Raw genomic sequence first — 21,724 nt, 5'->3', positions numbered from 1 at the left:
GCGCGCCTTTAGGCGCGGGGCTGGTCGGCGGGATCGTCGAGGCTGTAACCGAGGCCACGGATAGTCGTAATCACGTCTGCGCCCAGCTTCTTGCGAATGCGGGTAACGAAGACTTCGATGGTGTTGGAATCGCGGTCGAAATCCTGATCGTAGATATGCTCGATCAGCTCGGTGCGGCTGACGACCTTGCCCTTGTGGTGCATCAGGTAGCTCAGCAGCTTGTATTCCTGCGCGGTGAGCTTGACCGGCTCACCGGCCAGCGTAACGCGGCCCGACCGGGTGTCCAGCCGCACGTCGCCCGCCGTCAGTTCGGACGAGGTGTTGCCCGAAGCGCGGCGGATCAGCGCGCGCAGGCGGGCGATCAGTTCTTCGGTCTGGAATGGCTTGGCGAGATAATCATCCGCGCCCGCATCGAGCCCGGCCACTTTGTCCGACCACGAATCGCGCGCGGTCAGCACCAGCACCGGGAAGGCCCGCCCTTCACGCCGCCACATGCCCAGCACGGTCAGCCCGTCAATCTCGGGCAAGCCCAGATCGAGCACCACCGCGTCATAATCCTCGGTCGAGCCCATGAAGTGCCCGTCCTCGCCATCGGTCGAAAGATCGACGGCATAGCCCTGCCCTTCCAGCGTAGACTTGAGCTGCGCGCCAAGGGTCGGTTCGTCTTCGACGATCAGAATGCGCATGATCCACCATTTTCCTGCAAATTACCGCGCCGGGTCGTGCGCTTTCGGGCGGCCAGCGTCAAGCAAACGCCGCCGGGCCATCGGGCGGCTTTCCCCCATTGATCGCGCATGCCGGTCAACCGTCAGCGTGACCGGCCGATGATCTTGCCCGTGCGGGCATCGACATCGAGATAGGTCACACGGCCATCCTTGATGAATTTGAGCCGGTAAGCCCGCGCGGTCGAATCGTAAGCAAAGCCGAGGTATTCGGCATCCCGCATCATCGGCAGAATCCGCGCCTCGATCTCGCCCGAGCGCATGATGTTGCCCGCCTGCGCCTCGCGCCGCGCCTCACCCTGATCGCCGCGCGCCTGATCCTGCGCCGCGGCAGGCGCGCCCGCCAGCATCGCAGCACCAAGCGCGCCAAGCAAAAGAGAGGAAAGCTTTGTCATCACACGGACATGCCTAGGCCCAGTCCATTGAACAAGCCGTGAATGGCCTCACCGCGCGGACGCAGCGCTGTTGCCGACCAGTTCATAGGTGACCGTGATGTTGATCCCCGCCGATACCATGCCAGGCTGCACCGGCGCAGCATCCGCTGCCATCGCGGCGACACCGCGGGCTTTGGCCATCTCGGGCATCGGGCCACCGCCTGTCATTCCCTCGGCAATCGCCAAGACTTTGGCGCCGCTGTAGCCGAGCATCGCGGCGTAGGCCTTGGCCTGCGCATTGGCCCGTTCGACCGCACGCTTGCGGGCTGCTTCCTTGGCGGCGGTGTCGTTATCAATGCTGAAGTTCGGTCCATTGAGATCATTCGCGCCCGCTTCGACCAGCGCATCCAGCACCCGGCCCGTATCGTCGATATCCCGCAGGATCACACTGACGCGGTTCGACGCCTGATAGCCGCGAAACAGCTGGCGTTGGGTCTGCTGGTCGTAATCATAGCGCGCGTTGAGATTGATGCCGGTGGTCTGGATATCCTTCTCGGCCACACCCAGCGCCTTGATCCGCGCGATGACCTTTTGCATCTCGGCCGAGTTCTGGCGCAGCGCCTCGGTCGCGCTGGGCGCTTCGGTGGTCACACCTGCACCAATCGTGGCCAGATCGGGGGCAACCTCGACACTTTCGTAGACATTCAGTTCGACGACCGGGCCGGTCGCGGCAATGTCAATCTGCGGCGCGGCGCCGGCCGCAGCGGGCACCGTCAATGCCGAGCCAGCGATCAGGATCAGAGCAGATTTCATCATCAGTAAGCCTCCAGTTCGCCGCGCTAGTGCAACGGCCCGGCTTTCGCAGGACTGAACCAAACCGCCGCGCGGGCTTGCCGCTTGCCCGCCCAGCCCCTAGGTGGCGCATCGCATGGCACAGCCCCCGATCTTGTCGCTTGAAGGCATCGCACTCCAGCAGGGAGGGCGCTGGCTGTTTGGCGGCCCCACTCCCACCACTGGCGCAGCGCCGATTGATCTTCACGTGCTGCCCGGTGATCGGCTGGCGCTGATCGGGCGCAATGGCGCGGGCAAGACAACGCTGCTGCGGCTGGTGATGGAGCGGATCGACGCAGACCGCGGCCAGCGCCGGGTCAAGCCGGGGACGCGGATCGTGTTTCTGGAGCAAGAGCCTGATTTTGCAGGCGCTGAAACGCTCATGGACTTCGCGATTGGCGGCGATGACGCACCGGCCTTGCACGAGGTCGAGGCAATCGCCGGCCAGCTTGGCATCGATATGACCCGCCCGGCCAACACCGCCAGCGGCGGGGAACGGCGCCGCGCCGCCATTGCCCGGGCGCTGGCGCAGGATCCCGATCTGATCCTGCTGGACGAGCCGACCAACCACCTGGATCTGGGCGCAATCGATTGGCTGGAAGACTGGCTCAGCCGGTATCGCGGGGCCTTCATCACCATCAGCCACGACCGGACCTTCCTCACCCGCCTGACGCGCGCGACCTTGTGGCTCGACCGCGGCACCCTGCGGCGCAAGGAAGTGGGCTTTGGCGGATACGAGGCGTGGGAAGAACAGGTCTACGCCGAAGAAGCCCGCGCAGCCGAACGGATGGACGCCAAGCTGAAGCTGGAAGCGCATTGGCTCGAACGCGGGGTGACCGCCCGGCGCAAGCGCAACCAAGGCCGGCTGGAGAAGCTGTATCAGATGCGCGCGGCGCGTGCTTCGATGATTGCGGGGGCCGGCACCGCCAAGCTGAAGCTCGCCAGCGATGATGATTTCAAGTCGAAATCGGTGATCGTTGCTGAAAATATTTCAAAGTCTTACGGTGACCGTGCGATCATAAAACCCTTCTCACTGCGGATCCAGAACGGGGATCGCATCGGGATTGTCGGATCGAACGGCGCGGGCAAGACGACGCTGCTGCGGCTGCTCACCAAGGAACTGGAGCCTGACACCGGCACCATAACCCACGCCCGCACGCTGACCGGCGTGATGATCGACCAGCAGCGCAAGCTGCTGGAGCCGGGCGCGACAGTGCGGCAAATCCTCGCTGAAGGGGGCGACTGGATTGATGTTCGCGGGGTGCGCAAACATGTTCAGGCGTATCTTAAGGACTTCCTGTTCGATCCCGCTCTGGTCGACACCAAGATCGGCATCCTGTCCGGCGGCGAGCGGTCGCGCCTGCTGCTGGCGCGCGAATTTGCCCGCACTGCCAACCTGCTGGTGCTGGACGAGCCGACCAATGATCTCGACCTCGAAACGCTTGATCTGCTTCAGGAAGTGATCGCCGATTTCGATGGCACCGTGCTGATTGTCAGCCACGACCGCGACTTTCTCGACCGCACGGTGACCATCACGCTTGGCCTCGACGGGTCGGGCAAGGTGGATATTGTGGCGGGCGGCTATGCCGATTGGGAAGCCAAGCGCAAAGCCCCGCAAACCGGGGCCAAGCCGGGGTCAAACCCTGCCTTGAACCGCGCAAACACCCCGCAAAACGCCCCTGAAAAACCGCCCGCAGTGGCGGCAAAATTGTCCTACAAGGACCAACGCGATTATGAAATCCTGCCCGCCCGGATCGCCGAACTGGACAGCGTGATCGCCAAAGGCGAAGCGCTGCTGAATGACCCGGCGCTCTATGCCAAGGATCCAGCGCGGTTTGCCACGATCAGCCAGGGCATCGCCAACGCGCGGGCCGAAAAGGATGCGGCCGAAGAACGCTGGCTGATGCTGGCCGAACAGGTTGAAGGATAGGCCGCGCCGAGCACTGCGGCCTTACTCCAGCCTCAGGTGATCCGGTAAAACTCGGCCACGCGTTCCAGCGCGATCTTCAGCACCAGCTTGCCGCTACGCACCGGCCAGCCCAGCGTCTTTTCGGCCTCGGGCAAGCCCTCGCCTGCGCACACCACGCGCCACAAGATATCATCCAGCCCCCGCCCCGCCGCGCGGATCGCGCCGTCAAAGCGCTGGCGGGCGGCCATCTGCTTTTCGCTCGGTGCCAGGCCCCGCTCGCCGGTGGATTTCACGCGCACCGGATCCCAGCGCATGGTGATGCTGGCGGAAAGCTGTGCGCGTTCGTAATCGCTGCGCAGCGCTTCGCCCGCATCATACAGCCTGTCGCACAAATGCCCGCGCGCGTGCAGCCAGGCCAGCGGGCTTTCGGCGAGGTTGACGGTCACGGATCGGCGCGGGTTTGCGCCGCGCTTGATTGCGCCACGGCGCGGGCCTTCGGGGGTGAGTTCGCGGTTCGCGAGTTGGCGTGGCATATCGGTTCCTCCGCTTGGATAGTGCGCCAGACTTGCCAAGCGCGCACATCTGTAGGAAAGCAAAAACCAATTCGGTTAATTGAGGCGCGTTCTTGTGCACCCGCCGCCTTGCTACACGAGGGCGTGACATGACCAATCGCATCCGCGACATCCGCAAGGCCAAGGGCCTGACACTGGCCGATCTGGCCGCGGCCTGCGATCCGCCCACGACCGCGCAAACCATCGGTCGGCTTGAGACGGGGATGCGCCAGCTGTCGCTCACCTGGATGAACCGGATCGCCGCCGCGCTGGCGGTGGAACCGGCCGCGCTGATGCGGGCCAAGGCCGCCGCGACAGCGCAGATCGTGGCCGAACTCGCCGCCGCCGGCCCCGAAGCGCTCACCGCCCCGCGCGAAGCCTTGCTGCCGAGCGATTTTGCCGCCGAGGAAGGCCCGGCCCCGCTGGTGCTGGCCGTGCGCGAAAGTGTGGGCGAATATCGTCCCGGCGATCTGTTGTGGTTGCGCCCGCTTGACCCGGCCGATGCAGCCAGCGCCATAAACCGCGACTGTCTGCTGCCCAAGCCCGGCGGGCGCTTTGCCTTTGGCCGATTGATCGACCGGCGCGGCAGCCTTGTCGGCCTGCTGCCACCCGGCGCAGGGCAGAAACAGGTGGTGGTCGACAACCCGCCCTGGATCGCGGTCGCCTTCATGCTGGTCAGGCCGCTTTAACCGGCGCGCAGATAGGAAGCTGCCCGTGAAACACGTCCTTGCCCTTTCCACGCTCTATCCCAATCCGGTCAATCCGCGCTTCGGCACATTCGTTGCGCGGTCGCTGGAGGCGCTGGCGCGGCGCGGCGATTGGCGCGTGACGCTGGTCAATCCGATCGGCTTGCCGCCGCTGGCTTTGGGGCGGTACCGGCCCTTGGCCGACCTGCCCGAGGTGAGCGAGGAAGGCGGCATCATCGTCCACCGCCCGCGCTTTACGCTGATCCCGCGCATCGGTGTGCGCCGCAATGCCGCGGCCATCGCGCGCGCGGCGCTGCCGCTGGTGCAGCGCATCCATGCCGAGACGCCGATCGATGTCATCGGTGCGCAGTTCTTCTTCCCCGATGGCCCTGCCGCTGCGCAGATTGCCGGGCCGCTGGGCCTGCCGCTGTCGATCAAGGCGCGGGGCAGCGATATCAGCTTTTGGGGCGAACAGGGCTTTGCGCGCGCGCAGATGCTGGACGCAGCCCGGGCCGCCACCGGCCTGCTTGCCGTCAGCCGTGATCTGGCAGGACAGATGGCAGCGATGGGGATGGATGCGGGCAAGATCACGGTGCATTACACCGGGCTGGATCGCGACCGGTTCCGACCCTTCGACCACCTGCAATTGCGCCGCCAGCTGAGCGAGGAACTGGGCTTTGCCATGCCCGACAATGCGCCGCTGCTGGCCTGTGTCGGCGCGCTGATTGAACGCAAGGGTCAGGGGATCGCCATCACCGCGCTGCGCGACCTTCCCGGCGCGCGGCTGGTGCTGATCGGCAAGGGCGAGGACGAAGGCCGCCTGCGCGCGCTGGCCGCCAGCGAAGGCGTGGCCGAACGGGTGCATTTTACCGGATCGCTCGATCATGATCTGATGCCGCTGATCCTGTCAGCGGCGGATGTGATGGTGTTGCCCACGGTCAGCGAAGGCCTTGCCAATGCCTGGGTCGAAGCGCTCGCCTGCGGCACTCCGGTGGTGACCTGCGATGTCGGCGGCGCGCGCGAGCTGATTGCCTGCGATACGGCCGGGCGGCTGGTGGAGCGCAACTGGCAGGCGGTGGCGGCCGGGATCAAGGCGGTTCTTGCCGATCCCCCCCCGCGCGCGGCCGTGGCGGCCCTCACCGACCATTTCAGCTGGGACGCCAATGCCGCGGCCCTGGCCGATCATTACGCCCAGCTTGCCGGCTAAGGCGCGCCAGCCTGCCGCGGTGCGGCGGGCTTACCCTTCTCCGCGCGCGAGCTTTTCCTGCCGGTCTGTCGGGCTTTCTGCTGGCACGAAGCTGTTTGATGTAACGCCCATCCAGATCAGCAACGGCCCAGCCATGTACACGCTCGAATAGGTGCCGATGAACAGGCCCACCGTGATGGCTGCAACCATGCCGAACAGGCTCGGCGGGCCGAAAATCAGCAGCGGGATCAGCGCCACGAACAGCGTCAGCGAGGTCATCACTGTGCGCGCCAGCGTTTCGTTCACCGACAGGTCGAGCAGTTCGAACATCGGCATCTTGCGGTATTTCTTCAGGTTCTCGCGGATGCGGTCATAGACGACGATGGTGTCATTGAGCGAATAGCCGATGATCGCAAGGATCGCCGCCACGATCTGCAAGCTGAACTCCATCTGGGTCAGCGCGAACAATCCCACGGTGACCGAGACGTCATGCACCAGCGCAAACATCGCGCCGACGCCGAACTGCCATTCGAACCGGATCCAGATGTAGAGCGAGACCGCTGCCATCGCTGCCAGCAAGGCGAGGATCGCCTGATTGCGGAATTCGCCCGCAACCTTGCCTGACACGGTGTCGTTGCCGTCCTTGCGCGCGTCGGGATATTCGGCGGTGATTGTGGCGATCACCTTGTCGCCGATGGCGGTGGCAGCGCCGGGGGTGTTCTCGGTCCCTTCGGGCAAGGCGACGCGGATCGAGACGGTTTGCGGCCCGCCAAACTCCTGCACCACCGGATCGCCATAGCCAAGGCCGCCCACCAGCTCGCGCAATTGCGGGATCGGGGCCGTCTCGCGCTGGGCAAAGGTCATGCGCACTTCCTGACCACCAGCAAAATCGACCCCGAAATTGAGACCGTTGACCAGCACCGCCGCCCAGCTCCCGAAGATCAGCACAAGGCTGAGCACGAAGAACGGAACGCGCAGTTTCAGGAACTTGATATTGGTGTTGTCAGGGACAAGCTTGAGCAGTTTCATGGCGGGCTTGCTCCTTAAATCGTGATGTCGTTGGGGCGCGCCTTGCGCAGCCACCCGGCGACAAACATGCGGGTCAGCGTCACCCCGGTGAACACCGAGGTGACAATGCCGATAACCAGCACCACAGCAAAACCTTTGACCGGCCCCGACCCGAAGGCGAACAACGCTACGCCCGAAATGACGTTGGTAAGGTTGGCGTCCCAGATCGCGCGGCTGGCTTCCTTGTAGCCGGTTTCGACCGAAGCGATAACCTTGCGGCCCCGCGCGCGTTCTTCCCGAATACGCTCGTTGATGAGCACGTTGGCATCAACCGCTGCGCCAATGGTGATGACGAAGCCCGCGATCCCCGGCAAGGTCAGCGTGAAACCGCCCAGCGCCATCAGCCCCAGCAGCATCAGCACGTTGAACACCAGCGCGACCGTCGCATAAATGCCAAAGCGGCCATAGGTTGCCACCATCAGCGCGATCACCGCAAGGCTGCCGATCCCCATCGCCAACAGACCCTTGCGGATCGAATCCGCGCCCAGATCAGGCCCGACCGTGCGTTCCTCGACAATCGCGAGCGGCACCGGCAGCGCGCCCGAACGCAGCGAAATTGCCAGATTATTTGCAGTTTCCGGCGTAAAACTACCCGAAATCTGCGCGCGCCCGCCGACAATCGGTTCGTCGATATTGGGCGCGGAAAGCACCTCGCCATCCAGAATGATTGCAAACGGCTTGCCGACGTTCTCCGTGGTCAGCTTGGCAAACTTGGCGCCGCCTTGCGCATCGAAGGCAATATTGACGACGCTGCGGTTGTTCTGCGGATCGACCCCGGCCTGCGCGCCGGTGAGATTGTCACCGCGAATACCGCCCAACCGCCGGACGGCAATCGCTGCGCCCTGTTCGGCCGTGCCGCCAGCGAAGGGGAAAATCTCGCTACCCGGGGGTGCAATGCCGGCCTGCACGTTAGACGGTAGCGCGTTGAGATCGACCAGCTTGAATTCGAGCTGCGCGGTCTGGCCCAGCAGGTCCTTCAGCGCATCGGGATCCTGCAAGCCGGGCACCTGCACCACGATGCGGGTATTGCCCTGGCGAATGATCGTCGGCTCGCGCGTGCCAAGTTCGTCGATCCGGCGGCGGACCACTTCGGTCGCGCTGTCCATCGCATCGTCAATGGCCTGTTCGATCCCGGCGTCGGTCTGGCTCAGCACCATGCGCTGGCCATCAACCACGTTCAGTTCCCACTCGCGCACTGTGGTCTGGCCTTGCATCACCGGCTCGATCAGCCCGCGCGCCCGGTCGATATCGCCGGCGCTTTCCAGCATGAAGGACAGCGATCCATCGGCCGTCGACACGTCGCCGATGCGAATGCGCGGGTTTGCATTGCGCATCAGTTGGCGGACGGTCTCCTCCATGTTTTCAAGCCGCTGGGCGCGCACATCGCCGGCCTTGGCTTCGAGCAAGAGGTGCGAGCCACCGGCCAAATCAAGCCCGAGATTGACCTGAGGGTTCGGGAGCGCAGCCGGCCAATCGAGGCCTGCCACATTGGCCAACGAAGGCAACGCCAGCAGCGAGGCCGCCAGCGTAACCGCCCACAGGCTGAGCTTTTTCCAGAGGGGAAAGTCAAGCATTGCGTCAAGGTCTCACACGCAAGGGGGAGAATGGCGGGCTAACCGGTCACAATCGGCGCGCCCGGACAATCAGTCGTTGGCCGGCTTGCCGCCCGGCGGAATGATATCGCCAAGCGTGGCCTTGATCGCCTTCACCCGTACGTTGGGGCCGAGTTCCAGTTCGACATAGGTTTCATCGACCTTGATGACCTTGCCGACAAGGCCGCCCGCTGTGACGATCTGATCGCCCTTCTTGACCCCAGCGATCTTGGCCTGATGTTCTTTCTGGCGGTTCATCTGCGGGCGGATGATCAGGAACCAGAAGATCGCGATCATGCCGATGATGGGCAGAAAGCTGATCCAGGCCGGCGGTTCGGCGGCAGCGCCCGCACCAGCGGCGGCGAGAAGGTCAAATGTCATAGGTAAAGCCCGTCAGGATCCCGTAAATGATTTGCAAGGGTCACGCCCTTGGCCGTTCAAGTGGGCGCGCCTAGCAGCATTGCAAGCGTGCGGCAATGATTGGGCCACCTATCGCTGGCGCAGCACGATCACAAAACAAACACGCCCAAACCCGCTTGCCAGCCCCAATCATGCACCCTATAGGCCCCGCTCCACTGGTGACGGGACGTAGCGCAGCCTGGTAGCGCATCACACTGGGGGTGTGGGGGTCGGAGGTTCGAATCCTCTCGTCCCGACCAGTGGTTTTCCCCCTTTTCCACCCCCCTCACCGCGCCGCGCCAGCAATTGCGCGCGGGGTGCGGGCGGGTTAGGCTGGTGGCCTTGCTGTCACGAAAGCCCTTTTTCCATGAGCCGCTGGCGTCTTGCCGCCCCCATTGACGATATTCGCGCTGCCTTACGAGCCGGCCCGAGCGTGCCCGAACGGTTTGCACTAGCAACGCTGGTGGAGGTGGACGGCTCGGCTCCGCGCGATGTGGGCGCGCAGATGCTCATCACCGAGGATTATGATTGGGGCTTCCTGTCGGGCGGCTGCATCGAGGCTGATGTGGCGCGGCATGGGCGCGAGGCGCTGGCGACAGGCGCGCCGCGGCTGCTGCGCTATGGCGAGGGCAGTCCGTGGATCGATATCAAACTCGCCTGCGGATCGGGGATCTCCGTGCTGGTTGAGCCGGTCGCGGCGGACGAACCGGCCGTCGCGGCCATGCTGGAAGGCTGGGATGCGCGGCGTCCGGTGCAATGGTCGAGCGATGGACGCGCGCGCTTTGCCGCCCCAAGCGACGAGGCGCCTTGCGATACCTGGGACGGGGCGCGTTACACCCGCCTCTACACCCCGCCCCTGCGGTTGGTGCTGGTGGGCGAGGATGGCGCGGCCTTAAGCGCGGCGGCCCTGGCGCTGGAGATGGGCTGGCAAGTGGCGCTGATCGCGCCCGGCGGACCGGCCGAGCCGCCGTTTGCCGGCATCGCCTATCGCCGCAATGACCCGGTGGCCGCGCTCACCGCGATTGGCGTCGATCGCTGGACGGCAGTCGCTGTGCTTTCGCACGACCGTGACGATGACGAGCGCGGTCTTGCGGCAGCCTTGCAGAGCGAGGCTTTTTATGTGGGCGCCATCGGCGCGCGCGCGCGGCTGGATGCGCGAAGGGCACGGGTGCGCGCGCATGGGGTGAGCGAGGCCGCGATTGCGCGCCTGCACTCACCCATCGGGCTTTACGGGTTTGGCAAGGCCCCGCGCGACGTGGCGCTGTCGCTGGTGGCAGAGGTCGCGCAGGCGTTCCACGCCCGTGTCGCGGCTGCAAGGTCGGCGGGCGTGTCGATGTCCAGCAGTGCGCCGCTGTCGGCCGTATCGAGATAGGCCACCACTTGGGGGCGCTGCTTCAACAGCGCGTTTGCGCCCTGATCGCCTTCTAGCGCCATCAGATCGGCAAAAGCGGCGCGGGTGAAGGCGACCGGGTGGGCAGGCTTGCCCTCATACCGCGGGCGGGCAGCGTAACCCGATTGTTCGGCGGCCATGATCAGCGCGGGGCAATCCGCCACCTGAACCAGCGGCATATCCCCCAGAAACACGCACACGCCATCAGCCCTTGGCGCAAGCGCACCGATACCGGCGCGCAGGGTGGCGGCCATGCCCTCGGCCCAATCCGGCGCATGGATGAAGCGCGCATCCATCCCAGCCAGTTCGGAGCGAACGCCTGCCTCGTCAGCGCCGGTCACGACCAAGACCTCGGCAAAGCCAGCCGCCGAGACTGCCGCCACCACGCGCCGGATGATCGGCACGCCGGCAAGGTTAGCGGTAAGCTTCCCCCCGCCAAAGCGCCGCCCTGCCCCGCCGGCAAGGATCAGCGCCGACCAGCCCTGCAATTTACGCCTTGGCCTGATCGACCAGCGGCAGATTTCGGATCCGTTTGCCGCTGGCAGCAGCGATGGCATTGGCCAGCGCGGGCGATGCGGGTGGCAGGCCCGGCTCACCAATCCCGCCGGTCTTCGCCCCGCTCTCGATGAAATGAACATCGACCTGCGGCGGCGCATCGGCGAGCTTGAGGATCGGGTAATCGCTGAAATTGCTCTGCATCACCGCGCCCTTGTCGAGCGTGATCTGTTCGCCCATCGCTGACGACAGGCCCATGATCAGGCCGCCCATGATCTGCGCCTCGGCATTGAGGGGGTTCACCGTGGTGCCGCAATCGACCACCGCGAAGGCTTTCAATATCCTGGGGGTGCCGTCGTCCTTCAGGCTCACCTCGATCACCTCGGCAACGATTGTGCCGAAGCTTTCGACGATCGCGATACCCCGGCCAACGCCGTCAGGCAGCGGGCTGTCCCAGTTCGAGCGCTTGGCCACTTCGTCAAGCACCGCGATATGGCGCGATCCGGGCGCGAGATGTTTGCGGCGAAAGCGATAGGGTTCCTCGCCTGCGGCAGCGGCCAGTTCGTCCATGAAGCTTTCGGTGTAAAAGCCCATCTGGGTCGCATTCACCGACCGCCACGGCCCGTCAATCTGGTTCGACTGATAGGCGAAATGGCGGCGCGAGGTTGCCGGGATGTTGTAGATGAACGGCACTTCGCCTTCGGCATTGCCGCTTTGCACGTAATCGCTGCGCCAGCCGGTAATCGCCCCGTCCTTGAGCGAGGCTTTCAGCCCTGCCGAAGATTGCGGGCGATAAGTGCCGGTGCGGACATCCTGTTCGCGGCTCCAAATCAGTTTGACCGGATAGGGCACCTGCTTGGCCAGCACCGCGACCTGATCGATGATCTCGACCAGATCGGGGAAGCGCCGGCCAAAGCCTCCGCCCATGATCATCGGGTTGAAGACGACCTTGTCGACATCAAGCCCCGCGGCTTTGGCGGCCTTGGTGCGGGTGCTGAGCGGGTCTTGCAGCCCGCCCCACAGGTGGAGCGTGCCGTCCTTGAAATGGCCGGTGAGCGCAAACGGCTCCATCATCGCATGGTGGAGGAAGGGGACGCGGTAATCCGCTTCGATCACCTTGGCGTCGGCTGCTCCGAAGGCCGCATCGACATCGCCATCGCCGCCCTGATTGTCAGGCTCCCCGCCCGCCTTGCGCAGCTTTTCCTGCGCAGCGTAAATCGCGGACGTGGAGACCGCCGCATGGCCGCCATCGGTGAACTTTGGCGACAGCGCGGCAAGGCCTTTTTGCGCCTGCCAATAGCCTTTGGCGACCACGATCACCGCGTCATCAAGCTTCACGACCTTTTCGACACCCTTGACCGCCAGCGCCGGAGCTTCGTCTACCGATTCCAGTTTACCGCCGCGCACGGGAGCCGATGCAATGGTGGCGACCCGCATATCGGGAAGCGTAAAGTCGATCCCGTAAACAGCGCTGCCGTCAACCTTGGCCGGAATGTCGCGCCGCGGCACGGGTTGGCCGATCAGCTTCCACTGGTCGCGGGTCTTGAGCACCGGATCGCTGCTGAGCGAGCGCGTGGCAGCGCCCGCCGCCAGCTCGCCATAGCGCAGGCTGCGGCCCGATTTGGCGTGAGTGACTTTGCTGTCCGCCGTGGTCAGCTCGTCCGCCGGAACACCGAGCCGGTCTGCCGCTTCCGCGATCAGCGCTGCGCGCACCGCGGCGCCGGTCTTGCGCATGCCGACTTCGCCAGTGAAGCGGATCGCGGATGAACCGCCGGTAATCATCAAAGGCATGGAACGCACCAGCATGCCGATGATGGCATCCGGCAACAATCCGGCAACCGCCTCGCCGACAATCTCGGGCAGGAAGCCTTTGCCCAGCGCAATATTGGCAAAGCTGAGATCAGCCGGGGCCTGTTCGATCTTTAACCGGGTCCAGTCGGCATCCAGTTCGTCTGCCAGCATCTGACCCAGCGCCGTGTGCGAGCCTTGGCCAAAATCGATATGCGGCGAGAACAGGGTGACCGTGTCGTCCTCGGCGATCTTCATCCATGTCTGAAAACCGTGCTCGCCCGGGCCGACGGTGAGTGCCTTGGCTTTGGCCTTGACGCTGCTGTCGGTCCACCAGACCCCAAAAATGCCGCCGCCTACCAGCAGCGCGCTGCCGGCGAGGAAGATCCGGCGCTTCACGCCTTTCTTCCGCGGCTTGGCCTCGGGCTGGATGGCTTCAGGAATATCGAGATCGGGCGTCGGATTATCAGCCATCATGCCTCTCCCGTCTGAGCGGCTGCGCCTGTCGCCGCGAGGATCGCGGTACGGATGCGCGGATAGGTGCCGCAGCGGCAGATATTGGTCATCGCCTCGTCGATCTGCGCATCGCTGGGCGAGCCGACCTGCTCGATCAGTGCCACCGCCGCCATGATCTGGCCCGACTGGCAGTAGCCGCATTGCGGCACCTGCGCATCGATCCACGCCTGCTGAACCCTATGGAGCGTCCCGTCGGCAGCCTTCAGCCCCTCGATCGTGGTCACAGATTTGCCCGCAACATCGCTGACCGGCACGCTGCATGACCGGGCGATCGCGCCATCGATATGCACCGAACAGGCCCCGCAAGCCGCGATCCCGCAGCCAAACTTGGTCCCGGTCATGCCGAGATCATCCCGTAAGGCCCACAAGAGCGGCGTATCGGCATCAGCCTCCACGCTCACCGGTTTGCCATTGACCGAAAATGCGATTGCCACGACTGGCTCTCCCGCTGGTTGATTTGCGTCTCGCATAGCAACCTGTAGGCGCGCCGCCTAACAGAAAGACGCGGGCGCGCCCGATCCCTGCCCTCCGGCAAATGACGCAGGCTTGCAGGCCGCAGCGGCCCTTCGTAAGCGAATGGCAACGACAAGAGGATGATCCCGATGGCCCACACCGCCCCCGCCCTGACCCGCCCAATCCTGCCCAAAATGCGGTCATGGCTGTTTGCGCCGGGCGACAGCGAGAAGAAGATGGGCAAGGCCATTGGCGGCGCGGCCGATATTGCGCTGCTTGATCTTGAAGATTCCGTGTCGCCCCAAAACAAGGCGGCGGCCCGCGCGATGGTGGCCGAGATGATCGCTTCCAGCGACAACCGCGCGCGGCTGTGGGTGCGGATCAACCCCGTTAGCACCGCCGATTGCATCGCCGATCTGGTCGCCGTGATCCCCGCGCAGCCCGGTGGCGTGTTCCTGCCCAAAGCGGAAGGTGCGCAGGACATTACCCGGCTGCACCACTATCTCACTGCGCTGGAGGCTGCGAACGGCATCCCGCAGGGCCGCACATTGATTGCAGCGCTGGTGACCGAGACGGCGGCGGCAATGTTCCGCACCGGGGACTATGCAGGCGATTATCCGGGCCGCGCCCGGCTGGTCGCCATGAGCTGGGGTGCAGAAGACTTGTCCTCGGCGCTGGGCGCGCGTGAACAGCGCGGGCCGGACGGCGAGTATGCCCATACCTACGAAATGGCGCGCAGCCTGTGCCTGATCGGCGCTTCGGCGGCAGGGGTAGCACCAATCGAGACCGTGCAGCCCGAATTCCGCGATCTTGAGGCCTTGGCGGCCCGCGCGCGGCGGGTGCGGGCGCAGGGCTTTGCCGGGATGCTGGCAATCCACCCGGCGCAGGTCGATCCGATCAACGCAGCCTTCACCCCGAGCGCTGAGGAGTTGGCCCATGCCCGCAACGTGGTGCAGGCCTTTGCCGATCACCCCGGCGCAGGTGTGGTGGCGCTGGACGGCGCGATGCTCGACCGGCCCCATCTGGCACTGGCGGAGCGGCTGCTGGCTGAGGCGGGCGAGGGTTAGGTTAAATGAGTTTCCTACTTTAACCTATGTGGTCATTTATGGCGCGACTCACGCAATCAGGAGCGCACTATGGCCCTTATTGATGCCCTCATTGGCCCCATCGCCTCGATCATCGACAAGATCATTCCGGACAAGGAGGCCCGGGCCAAGGCCAAGCTGGAACTGATCGCGCTCGAAGGCACGCAGGAAATGCGCATGATCGAGGCGCAACTTCAAGCCATCGTCGCCGAGGCCAATTCCGCCGACCCCTGGACGAGCCGCGCCCGGCCGAGCTTTCTGTATGTGATGTATATCCTGCTGCTCGCTGCCCTGCCGATGGGGGTGCTGAGCGCCCTCCACCCGATGGCCGCGCGCGACATTGCAGCAGGGATGAACGCCTATCTCGCCGGTCTGCCGGAGCCGCTTTATGCGCTGTTTGGCACTGGTTATCTGGGATATACGGCGGCGCGGCAGTGGGGGAAGGCCCGTGGAACCGACAGGTAGAGCTACATACTGTTGATTTTCAATGCCTTAAGATAGATCGCCGTGGTTCCGGTGAAGGTCAAGGGGGCGGAACGACGCCCTGCTCACATGTCCGCTTTTAGAAAATGACGCAAAAGTGCCCAATGACCGCAAGTGGGTGGTAAGGCGAATGTCTGCTTTGCGGCTTTCTTGATGCCAATCTACCGCTTGTAGATCAGACTTTCATCCCAGTCGGCTAAACCCTTTAGTGTAAGGTTATGGCGTGTGCCACCCAACGCGGGCACATCGAGGGGCGAGCAAATGATAGCGTGGCCCGGGTTCTGCCATCCGCATCTGGCGTGCTAAAGCGGATTGCGGCAAACGCGAATTCCTAAGCGGACGTGCCGGCGCGATCACTTGGGCAGGGCGCCGCATGTCAGGCGGATCTCACGCAGTTCGAAATCGTAGGTAATCTGTGAACAATGCGCGATCTGGTTCCGGCCAATGCTGGTATAAAAATCGGGCCGTCCGCGTCGCTTGCTATCCCAGACTATGATCTCGTTGGGATCGAAGGGCGGATCGTCGGGTCCTATCTCAGCCACTTTGTTGGTATTTCCCCAATCACGATACCGGACCGAGAAATGATCGATCAGTATATCGCCGAGCTTTAGCGGGCGGGCGAGCTTCATCATCCGTACCGGGCGCTTGATGTCGTAATCGATCGCCACTTCGCTATCGCTACCGGGAATGAAGCCGCCGCCGAAGCGCGAGGCGAGGAAGTTTGCTGATGGCGCGGTGACAAGATTGTTGGCCAATCTGTGCCCAAAGAACACTTTGAATTTTTCACCGTCTGCATCCAGTTCGGTACCGACGGTGTCGTTGAAGCGCCGACCAAACTGCTTCAAGGGGAGGCGCTGCACAGTCTGGTCCCCGATTGGAGGGCCCAGCGGGAAGGTCACCAGATTGTAGGGCAGATGGTGAATGCCAATCACCCCATCCGCCACGTCGGTAATTGGCTGGGTACTCCACATTACTAGTATCTTCTGCTTTTTGCCCTCGATATCGACTGTTCGGTAACGAGCGAGGAGGTAAAGGAAGTCGTTAATATTATGAACATAATGGGTGCCCGCAATTTGCGCCTTCCAATTGAGACGGACCGCAACTGCGGGATTGACATGCATAGGACCGTCGGCTTCCGCCGTGACGAGGAGGCGCATTGGCACGCCGTTTACCTTGACGCGGATGATGTGATCGGGAGGCAGCAACAGTTCATCTGCCTGAGTTGGGGCTAGAGAGGGACCATTCTGCGCCCCTGCCATGGCAGGCAACTCAGCCAGCAGCGCGGCGATTGCAAGACGGAATAACATGCCTTTACAACGCTTCACGCCTCTCATGCGTTCCCTTGGGTTCCGCTGTCGTCGAGCTTCGAATTGCGCTCACTCCGAGGCTTAGCGCGATGCATTTTTTCGGGCTTCGACTACTTCGGACAGCGCCTTTATTCAATAGATGCCGCCCGTCGCCGAGATCGTCATGCCGACAACAAATATTGCCCGACCTGCGAAAACATCAGTAATCTCAATTCAGGGCCGATGGGGGTGTCCGCTTCGGGGTCGCTTGCTGAACGGCAGGATTTTTCCAGAAGCGAAGCGGAGCCGACATGCCGCTTTCAGGATCGCGCGGGGGCCCGGCGCATGGCCGGTCATGGGTGGATAGGCGAATGGCCGCTCTAGGGCGGCGCAAGCCATCATCCGCTCGAACCATTGCTTTGTGCAGCAGAAGGGGTGAGGGGTTTCCTGCCGTCTTGCGTATTACACCTCGCAGGAGAAAAGTGATGGATCTCGACGACAATCTCGCGCGGCTGTCTGCGGTCCCGGTGCCCGGGCTCGCTGCAATCGACGGCGCTGCGCTGGCGACGCAGGCGCGGGTTGAGGCACTGCGGGCGCGCACCACGCTGGGTGTAGCCATGCTTGCGGCGCTTGGCATCGGAGTGGTCAGCGGCCTGTCCGGAGAGACACGAGCGGAAACTCCACTGGTTGCCTTTGGCCCCGCGCCATCGTTGACGCCGCTGATCGCGCTGGGGCAGCCATGAGCCTGCGCGCCCTTGTGATGGCTGCTGTTGCGGTGGTCGCACTGGCTCTGGTCGGGGTCTGGATCGGACGCATGATGCAGCCCCAAGCGCATCACAGCGGGGCAGAGCTCCACGCGCTGATGCATGAGGGGCTTGATCTTGACCCGGCACAGGAACGCGCGCTTGAGGCGCTGGAGCGGGATTTCGCCGCCAGACGCACAGTGCTAGAGACACGGCTCAAGGCCGATAATGCCCAGCTGGCAGAAGCGATTGCGGCCGAGCACCAGTATGGCCCGCGCGTCTCGGCAGCGGTCGATGCGACCCATGTGGCCATGGGCGAACTTCAGAAGGCGACGCTCGAACACATCTTTGCGATGCGGGCAATCCTGCGTGCCGACCAGCAGGCGAAGTTCGATGCGGCGGTCGCCGAAAGCCTTGCGCAAACGGGCCAGTGAGCAGCGACAATCCGGATGCGGCGCTGGTTCGCGGGGCACTGGCGGGCGAGGCGCAGGCTGCGCGTGCTCTGGTGGAGCGCCACCGCGAGGCAGTCTATCGCCTTGCGCGCAGCGCGACGGGCGATGCTGACGAGGCGTTCGACATCACGCAGGAGGCCTTTGTTGCAGCCTTCGGCGCGCTTTCGCGCTATGATCCGGCGCGACCGTTTCGCGGATGGATCGCCGCGATCACGCTGAACAAGTGCCGCGACCGGGCGCGGCGACGGGCGGTGCGTCGGTTCCTCGGCCTGCCCTTGCCCGAGCTTGCGGCCGACTGGATTGCCGATGATGCGCCCTCTCCCGAAGCGCGGGTCGCGAGCAGGGACGAACTGGTGGCCACCGCTCGCGCCATTGCCGAGCTGCCTTCCTCGTTGAAGGAGGTGCTGATCCTGCGCACGATCGAAGGCCTCAATCAGCAGGAGACCGCCGAGGCACTGGGGATCAGCGCCAAGGCGGTGGAGACCCGCCTCTATCGGGCGCGGCAGAAATTGTCGCAGCTGGTGAGGGGTGACCCGCACCCCCGCGTATAGGGGGCATGACCACTCCACCTGTTACCCGTCGCCGCCTGCTTGCCGGAGCGGGGGCCGCTTCGGCCTTTGCCGCGCTGCCTGCCTGGGCACAGGGGCATACCTTGGGCGGTTCGGGGCACAGCATGCAAGGCGGCGCGCCGATCCGCGTCGGCTTTGATGAAGTGTCGGGCATGGCGATCGACCTTGCGGTGGGCCACGGCCCGCGCGTGGTGCAGGGGCGCAAGGGGCACGGCATTGCCGTCAACGGCAGCGTTCCGGGCCCGCTGATCCGTCTGAAGGAGGGGCAGACCGTTCGCCTCAACGTCACCAACCATCTCGCCGAGGACACCTCGATCCACTGGCACGGACTGCTGGTGCCGTTCCACATGGACGGCGTGCCCGGGATCAGCTTTCCGGGGATCAGGCCGGGCCAGACCTTCACCTACGAATTCCCGGTGCGGCAGGCGGGCACCTACTGGTATCATTCGCATTCAGGCCTTCAGGAGCAGCAGGGGCATTATGGCCCGCTGATCATCGATCCGGCAGGCGCGGAGCCGGCGGAATTTGACCGCGATTATATTCTCCTCCTGAGCGAGTTCACCCCGCTCCACCCCCACAAGATCATGGACCGACTGCGGAAGGGGGAAGGCTATTTCAACTACCAGCAGACCGCCTGGACCGATGATTACCCGCTCTCCGCCGAGGATCGCCGGATGTGGGCCGAAATGCGCATGCCAGCGACCGATATCGCCGATGTGACCGGGTCGACCTACACCTACCTCGCCAACGGGCGCGGGCCGAAGGAGGGACTGGAATATCTCTTCAACCCGGGCGAGCGGGTGCGGCTGCGCGTCATCAACGGTTCGGCGATGACCTTCTTCAACCTGCGCATCCCCGGCCTCGCCATGACAGTGATCGCCGCTGACGGCCAGAACGTGAAACCGGTCGAGGTGGACGAGTTCCAAATCGGCACGGCGGAAACCTACGACGTGATCGTGGAACCGCGCGGCGAAGCCTACACGATCGTTGCCGAGAGCATGGATCGTTCCGGCATGGCGCTCGCCACGCTGGCAAGCCGCCCCGGCGCGCGTGCGCCCATTCCGCCGCCGCGCAAGCCGCCCCTGCTCGACATGGGCGACATGGGCATGAACCATGGCGATGGCGGGCACAGCATGGCGGGCATGAAAATGCGCGACACCTTGCTGCTGCCGCCCGATGTGAAGGTGGGGCCGGGGATCGACATGGTCTCCATGGCCCCGGTCGACAAGCTGGGCGATCCGGGGCTTGGCCTGCGCGATGTGGGGCACCGCGTGCTCACCTACCGGATGCTCTCGGCGCTGGAACCGAACCGCGATACGCGCACGCCCACCCGCCTGCTCGAATTGCACCTTACCGGCAATATGGAGCGCTACATGTGGTCGTTCGACGGGGAGATGTATTCCACCGTTCGCGACAGGCCGATCCGGTTCGCGTGGAACGAGCGGGTGCGGGTGAAGCTCGTCAACAACACCATGATGGCGCACCCGATCCACCTGCATGGGATGTTCTTCACGCTGGTCAATGGCGAGGATGCCGCCCACCAACCGAGGAAGAACATCGTCATCGTCCAGCCCGGGGCGAGCGCGCAGTTCGATCTCACCGCCAATGAACCGGGCGACTGGGCGTTTCACTGTCACCTGCTTTACCACATGCACGGCGGGATGATGCAGACCGTCACGGTTATGGGGCCCGAGGGGGGGCTGTGAAAACAGCTCTGTTCTCTGTCGTCCTGCTCGCCGCATCGCCGGTCGGCGCGCAAGACCCGCACGCAGGGCCCGATATGAGCGATATGGAAAAGCCAGCGTCCCCTGCGCCAGCATCCCCCGGCCCGACCATGGAAACCCCGCCCCCTACCGCCGCCGGCAGCGGCCCGCCGCGCGCTGCCGATGCCATCTGGGGCATCGAAGCCATGGCCGCCTCGCGCGAAGATTTGCGCCGCACCCACGGCGACTTCCCGGTATTATGGTTCCAGGGTGACCGGGCGGAGGCGCAGGTGCGCGATGGCGCGGCCATATACCTGTGGGACATTCAAGGCTATTACGGCGGCCCGACCGAGCGGCTGTGGTTCAAGAGCGAGGGCGAAGGTGCATTTGGCGAAAATCCCGAGGACGCCGAGGCCCAGGCGCTCTACGCCAAAGCCTTCGCGCCCTTCTGGGACGTGCAGGCAGGCGTTCGGCACGACATCGCCGGGCCAGACACGACCCATGCGGTGATCGGCGTGCAGGGCCTTGCGCCCTACATGTTCGAAGTCGACGCCGCGCTGTTCCTGAGCACCCGCGGCGACCTGACGGCACGCATCGAGGCCGAAATCGACCAGCGCATCACTCAGCGCCTCATCCTCCAGCCCCGCATCGAGGCGAACTTTTCGGCGCAAAACATTCCCCAACTCGGCATCGGCACCGGGCTTGACCAGATCGAGGTCGGCGCGCGGCTGCGCTACGAGATCGCCCGCGAATTCGCCCCCTATGTCGGCATCGAACAATCCTGGCACACTGGACGCAGCGCCGCTTTCGCCCGCGCGCGCGGCGAAGACCGATCCGCGACCAGCCTTCTGGTCGGCATCCGTTTCTGGTTCTGATCACATTGAAGGAGAGATCACCCATGCGCATCCCAGCCTTTTTCGCTGCCCTTGCCCTCTCGGCGCTCGCGCCTGCCGCGCTGCTGGCCCATGTTCAGCTGACGGCATCCACGCCCGCTGCGGGCGCTGAAGCCAAGGCGCCCAAGGCCATCACCCTGACCTTCAGCCAGCCCGTCGATCCGGCCACGGCGGCGGCCAGCATCGTCATGACCGCGATGCCGGGCATGGCGGACCATGGCGAAATGCCGATCCGCAATTTCACCGCAAGCTGGTCGGATGGGGGTAAGACCATGACCCTGACTCTCAGAAAGCCGCTGCCCGCCGGCACCTACGAAGTGCGCTGGCAGGCCGCCGCTGCGGACGGGCATGGGATGAACGGGACTGTGACCTTCAACGTGACGTGAGAGCAGCCACCACCCCGAAACTGTTCACTTCGAACAATCCTCAAGCCGCTCTGCCAATGACGGTTTCGGGGTCGGTGCACGAACCCGCTTCGCGGGAGGGGCGCTGGCGGCGAGGGTGATGTAGAACGACAGGCGTAGCGCCTGATCCGAGAGAGGCAGACGAT

22 protein-coding genes, 1 tRNA gene and 1 pseudogene are annotated in these 21,724 nt (G+C 64.4%); 13 read left to right on the top strand and 11 right to left on the bottom strand.

The window, feature by feature from the left end:
• Window positions 1-8: 8 nt before the first annotated feature.
• The 3 genes from C0V72_RS10970 to C0V72_RS10960 all read right to left on the bottom strand — a co-directional run bounded on the left by C0V72_RS10970 (window position 9) and on the right by C0V72_RS10960 (window position 1,909).
• Window positions 9-686, bottom strand: coding sequence for a response regulator transcription factor (locus tag C0V72_RS10970; protein ID WP_101794177.1), 678 nt, complete (start codon window positions 684-686; stop codon window positions 9-11).
• Window positions 687-808: 122 nt separating this feature from the next.
• Entirely contained in the window at window positions 809-1,117 is a 309-nt protein-coding gene (locus tag C0V72_RS10965; protein ID WP_101794176.1) for a PepSY domain-containing protein, read from the bottom strand.
• 48 nt (window positions 1,118-1,165) lie between these two features.
• Complete coding sequence (locus C0V72_RS10960) at window positions 1,166-1,909, bottom strand: SIMPL domain-containing protein (RefSeq protein WP_101794201.1); 744 nt, start codon at window positions 1,907-1,909, stop codon at window positions 1,166-1,168.
• A 115-nt stretch (window positions 1,910-2,024) separates the two neighbouring features.
• On the opposite strand from C0V72_RS10960, the gene C0V72_RS10955 reads away from it, so the two are divergent.
• Window positions 2,025-3,857, top strand: coding sequence for an ABC-F family ATP-binding cassette domain-containing protein (locus tag C0V72_RS10955; protein ID WP_101794175.1), 1,833 nt, complete (start codon window positions 2,025-2,027; stop codon window positions 3,855-3,857).
• 32 nt (window positions 3,858-3,889) lie between these two features.
• On the opposite strand, the gene C0V72_RS10950 is transcribed toward C0V72_RS10955, so the two are convergent.
• On the bottom strand, window positions 3,890-4,369 hold the full coding sequence (locus C0V72_RS10950) for a DUF6456 domain-containing protein (RefSeq protein WP_101794174.1): 480 nt from the start codon (window positions 4,367-4,369) through the stop codon (window positions 3,890-3,892).
• 128 nt (window positions 4,370-4,497) lie between these two features.
• On the opposite strand from C0V72_RS10950, the gene C0V72_RS10945 reads away from it, so the two are divergent.
• On the top strand, window positions 4,498-5,076 hold the full coding sequence (locus C0V72_RS10945) for a helix-turn-helix transcriptional regulator (protein ID WP_101794173.1): 579 nt from the start codon (window positions 4,498-4,500) through the stop codon (window positions 5,074-5,076).
• A gap of 25 nt (window positions 5,077-5,101) precedes the next feature.
• Window positions 5,102-6,280, top strand: a complete 1,179-nt coding sequence (locus C0V72_RS10940) for a glycosyltransferase (RefSeq protein ID WP_101794172.1) — start codon at window positions 5,102-5,104, stop codon at window positions 6,278-6,280.
• A gap of 30 nt (window positions 6,281-6,310) precedes the next feature.
• Here C0V72_RS10940 and secF read toward each other — a convergent pair whose 3' ends face one another.
• From secF to yajC, 3 genes are all read right to left on the bottom strand, one after another.
• The gene (gene secF, locus C0V72_RS10935) at window positions 6,311-7,288 is read right to left on the bottom strand and encodes a protein translocase subunit SecF (protein ID WP_101794171.1); all 978 of its coding nucleotides are present in this window, start codon (window positions 7,286-7,288) and stop codon (window positions 6,311-6,313) included.
• A gap of 14 nt (window positions 7,289-7,302) precedes the next feature.
• A complete protein-coding gene (gene secD, locus C0V72_RS10930) occupies window positions 7,303-8,901 on the bottom strand; it encodes a protein translocase subunit SecD (RefSeq protein WP_101794170.1) in 1,599 nt (532 codons plus the stop codon).
• Window positions 8,902-8,970: 69 nt separating this feature from the next.
• Window positions 8,971-9,300, bottom strand: coding sequence for a preprotein translocase subunit YajC (gene yajC / locus C0V72_RS10925; protein ID WP_101794169.1), 330 nt, complete (start codon window positions 9,298-9,300; stop codon window positions 8,971-8,973).
• 201 nt (window positions 9,301-9,501) lie between these two features.
• Between yajC and C0V72_RS10920 the strand changes: the two genes are divergently transcribed.
• Together C0V72_RS10920 and C0V72_RS10915 are read left to right on the top strand one after the other, a co-directional pair.
• Window positions 9,502-9,578: transfer RNA gene (locus tag C0V72_RS10920), tRNA-Pro, on the top strand.
• 107 nt (window positions 9,579-9,685) lie between these two features.
• Entirely contained in the window at window positions 9,686-10,690 is a 1,005-nt protein-coding gene (locus tag C0V72_RS10915) for an XdhC family protein (protein ID WP_101794168.1), read from the top strand.
• A 23-nt stretch (window positions 10,691-10,713) separates the two neighbouring features.
• Here the strand turns inward: C0V72_RS10915 and C0V72_RS16620 are convergent.
• The 3 genes and pseudogenes from C0V72_RS16620 to C0V72_RS10900 all read right to left on the bottom strand — a co-directional run.
• Window positions 10,714-11,265 (bottom strand): annotated as a pseudogene (locus C0V72_RS16620) (nucleotidyltransferase family protein); the annotation flags it as partial.
• Window positions 11,198-13,465 carry a xanthine dehydrogenase family protein molybdopterin-binding subunit gene (locus C0V72_RS10905; protein WP_101794200.1) on the bottom strand — a complete coding sequence of 756 codons (2,268 nt, stop codon included), beginning with the start codon at window positions 13,463-13,465 and terminating at the stop codon, window positions 11,198-11,200. The pseudogene C0V72_RS16620 and the gene C0V72_RS10905, both read right to left, overlap by 68 nt.
• Window positions 13,465-13,977: a (2Fe-2S)-binding protein gene (locus C0V72_RS10900; protein WP_172438998.1), complete on the bottom strand. Its 513-nt coding sequence runs from the start codon at window positions 13,975-13,977 to the stop codon at window positions 13,465-13,467. Before C0V72_RS10900 ends, C0V72_RS10905 begins: the two co-directional genes overlap by 1 nt.
• Window positions 13,978-14,109: 132 nt before the next feature.
• On the opposite strand from C0V72_RS10900, the gene C0V72_RS10895 reads away from it, so the two are divergent.
• Window positions 14,110-15,027 carry an HpcH/HpaI aldolase/citrate lyase family protein gene (locus C0V72_RS10895; RefSeq protein ID WP_233999905.1) on the top strand — a complete coding sequence of 306 codons (918 nt, stop codon included), beginning with the start codon at window positions 14,110-14,112 and terminating at the stop codon, window positions 15,025-15,027.
• 69 nt (window positions 15,028-15,096) lie between these two features.
• A complete protein-coding gene (locus C0V72_RS10890; protein ID WP_101794166.1) occupies window positions 15,097-15,510 on the top strand; it encodes a holin family protein in 414 nt (137 codons plus the stop codon).
• Between the two features lie 371 nt (window positions 15,511-15,881).
• On the opposite strand, the gene C0V72_RS16245 is transcribed toward C0V72_RS10890, so the two are convergent.
• Window positions 15,882-16,862, bottom strand: coding sequence for a hypothetical protein (locus C0V72_RS16245; RefSeq protein WP_143704575.1), 981 nt, complete (start codon window positions 16,860-16,862; stop codon window positions 15,882-15,884).
• Window positions 16,863-17,299: 437 nt separating this feature from the next.
• Here C0V72_RS16245 and C0V72_RS10875 point away from each other — a divergent pair, with 437 nt between their 5' ends.
• From C0V72_RS10875 to copC, 6 genes are read left to right on the top strand one after another with little or no spacing between them, the layout of a single operon-like run.
• Window positions 17,300-17,557, top strand: coding sequence for a hypothetical protein (locus C0V72_RS10875; protein WP_101794163.1), 258 nt, complete (start codon window positions 17,300-17,302; stop codon window positions 17,555-17,557).
• Window positions 17,554-17,991 (top strand): periplasmic heavy metal sensor, encoded by a 438-nt coding sequence (locus tag C0V72_RS10870; protein ID WP_101794162.1) that lies wholly within the window; start codon window positions 17,554-17,556, stop codon window positions 17,989-17,991. Before C0V72_RS10875 ends, C0V72_RS10870 begins: the two co-directional genes overlap by 4 nt.
• Window positions 17,988-18,560: an RNA polymerase sigma factor gene (locus C0V72_RS10865; protein ID WP_101794161.1), complete on the top strand. Its 573-nt coding sequence runs from the start codon at window positions 17,988-17,990 to the stop codon at window positions 18,558-18,560. The genes C0V72_RS10870 and C0V72_RS10865 overlap by 4 nt, the downstream gene beginning before the upstream one ends.
• 5 nt (window positions 18,561-18,565) lie before the next feature.
• Entirely contained in the window at window positions 18,566-20,284 is a 1,719-nt protein-coding gene (locus tag C0V72_RS10860) for a copper resistance system multicopper oxidase (RefSeq protein ID WP_101794160.1), read from the top strand.
• Complete coding sequence (locus tag C0V72_RS10855) at window positions 20,281-21,156, top strand: copper resistance protein B (protein ID WP_233999904.1); 876 nt, start codon at window positions 20,281-20,283, stop codon at window positions 21,154-21,156. The genes C0V72_RS10860 and C0V72_RS10855 overlap by 4 nt, the downstream gene beginning before the upstream one ends.
• 23 nt (window positions 21,157-21,179) lie before the next feature.
• On the top strand, window positions 21,180-21,560 hold the full coding sequence (gene copC / locus C0V72_RS10850; RefSeq protein WP_101794159.1) for a copper homeostasis periplasmic binding protein CopC: 381 nt from the start codon (window positions 21,180-21,182) through the stop codon (window positions 21,558-21,560).
• Window positions 21,561-21,724: the final 164 nt, after the last annotated feature.

The sequence above is a fragment of the Porphyrobacter sp. TH134 genome, assembly GCF_002855495.1.
Classification (GTDB): domain Bacteria; phylum Pseudomonadota; class Alphaproteobacteria; order Sphingomonadales; family Sphingomonadaceae; genus Erythrobacter.
This window is presented reverse-complemented; position numbering and strand designations above follow the sequence as displayed.

Bases quoted from the DNA above. Each gene is read 5' to 3' on its own strand.
- C0V72_RS10870 (WP_101794162.1), top strand. From the start codon at position 17,554: ATGAGCCTGCGCGCCCTTGTGATGGCTGCTGTTGCGGTGGTCGCACTG.
- C0V72_RS10900 (WP_172438998.1), bottom strand. From the start codon at position 13,977: ATGCGAGACGCAAATCAACCAGCGGGAGAGCCAGTCGTGGCAATCGCA.
- C0V72_RS16245 (WP_143704575.1), bottom strand. From the start codon at position 16,862: ATGAGAGGCGTGAAGCGTTGTAAAGGCATGTTATTCCGTCTTGCAATC.
- C0V72_RS10915 (WP_101794168.1), top strand. From the start codon at position 9,686: ATGAGCCGCTGGCGTCTTGCCGCCCCCATTGACGATATTCGCGCTGCC.
- C0V72_RS10905 (WP_101794200.1), bottom strand. From the start codon at position 13,465: ATGGCTGATAATCCGACGCCCGATCTCGATATTCCTGAAGCCATCCAG.
- C0V72_RS10965 (WP_101794176.1), bottom strand. From the start codon at position 1,117: ATGACAAAGCTTTCCTCTCTTTTGCTTGGCGCGCTTGGTGCTGCGATG.
- C0V72_RS10860 (WP_101794160.1), top strand. From the start codon at position 18,566: ATGACCACTCCACCTGTTACCCGTCGCCGCCTGCTTGCCGGAGCGGGG.
- C0V72_RS10960 (WP_101794201.1), bottom strand. From the start codon at position 1,909: ATGAAATCTGCTCTGATCCTGATCGCTGGCTCGGCATTGACGGTGCCC.
- C0V72_RS10895 (WP_233999905.1), top strand. From the start codon at position 14,110: ATGGCCCACACCGCCCCCGCCCTGACCCGCCCAATCCTGCCCAAAATG.
- secD (WP_101794170.1), bottom strand. From the start codon at position 8,901: ATGCTTGACTTTCCCCTCTGGAAAAAGCTCAGCCTGTGGGCGGTTACG.
- C0V72_RS10875 (WP_101794163.1), top strand. From the start codon at position 17,300: ATGGATCTCGACGACAATCTCGCGCGGCTGTCTGCGGTCCCGGTGCCC.
- C0V72_RS10945 (WP_101794173.1), top strand. From the start codon at position 4,498: ATGACCAATCGCATCCGCGACATCCGCAAGGCCAAGGGCCTGACACTG.
- C0V72_RS10950 (WP_101794174.1), bottom strand. From the start codon at position 4,369: ATGCCACGCCAACTCGCGAACCGCGAACTCACCCCCGAAGGCCCGCGC.
- C0V72_RS10955 (WP_101794175.1), top strand. From the start codon at position 2,025: ATGGCACAGCCCCCGATCTTGTCGCTTGAAGGCATCGCACTCCAGCAG.
- copC (WP_101794159.1), top strand. From the start codon at position 21,180: ATGCGCATCCCAGCCTTTTTCGCTGCCCTTGCCCTCTCGGCGCTCGCG.
- yajC (WP_101794169.1), bottom strand. From the start codon at position 9,300: ATGACATTTGACCTTCTCGCCGCCGCTGGTGCGGGCGCTGCCGCCGAA.
- C0V72_RS10890 (WP_101794166.1), top strand. From the start codon at position 15,097: ATGGCCCTTATTGATGCCCTCATTGGCCCCATCGCCTCGATCATCGAC.
- C0V72_RS10970 (WP_101794177.1), bottom strand. From the start codon at position 686: ATGCGCATTCTGATCGTCGAAGACGAACCGACCCTTGGCGCGCAGCTC.
- secF (WP_101794171.1), bottom strand. From the start codon at position 7,288: ATGAAACTGCTCAAGCTTGTCCCTGACAACACCAATATCAAGTTCCTG.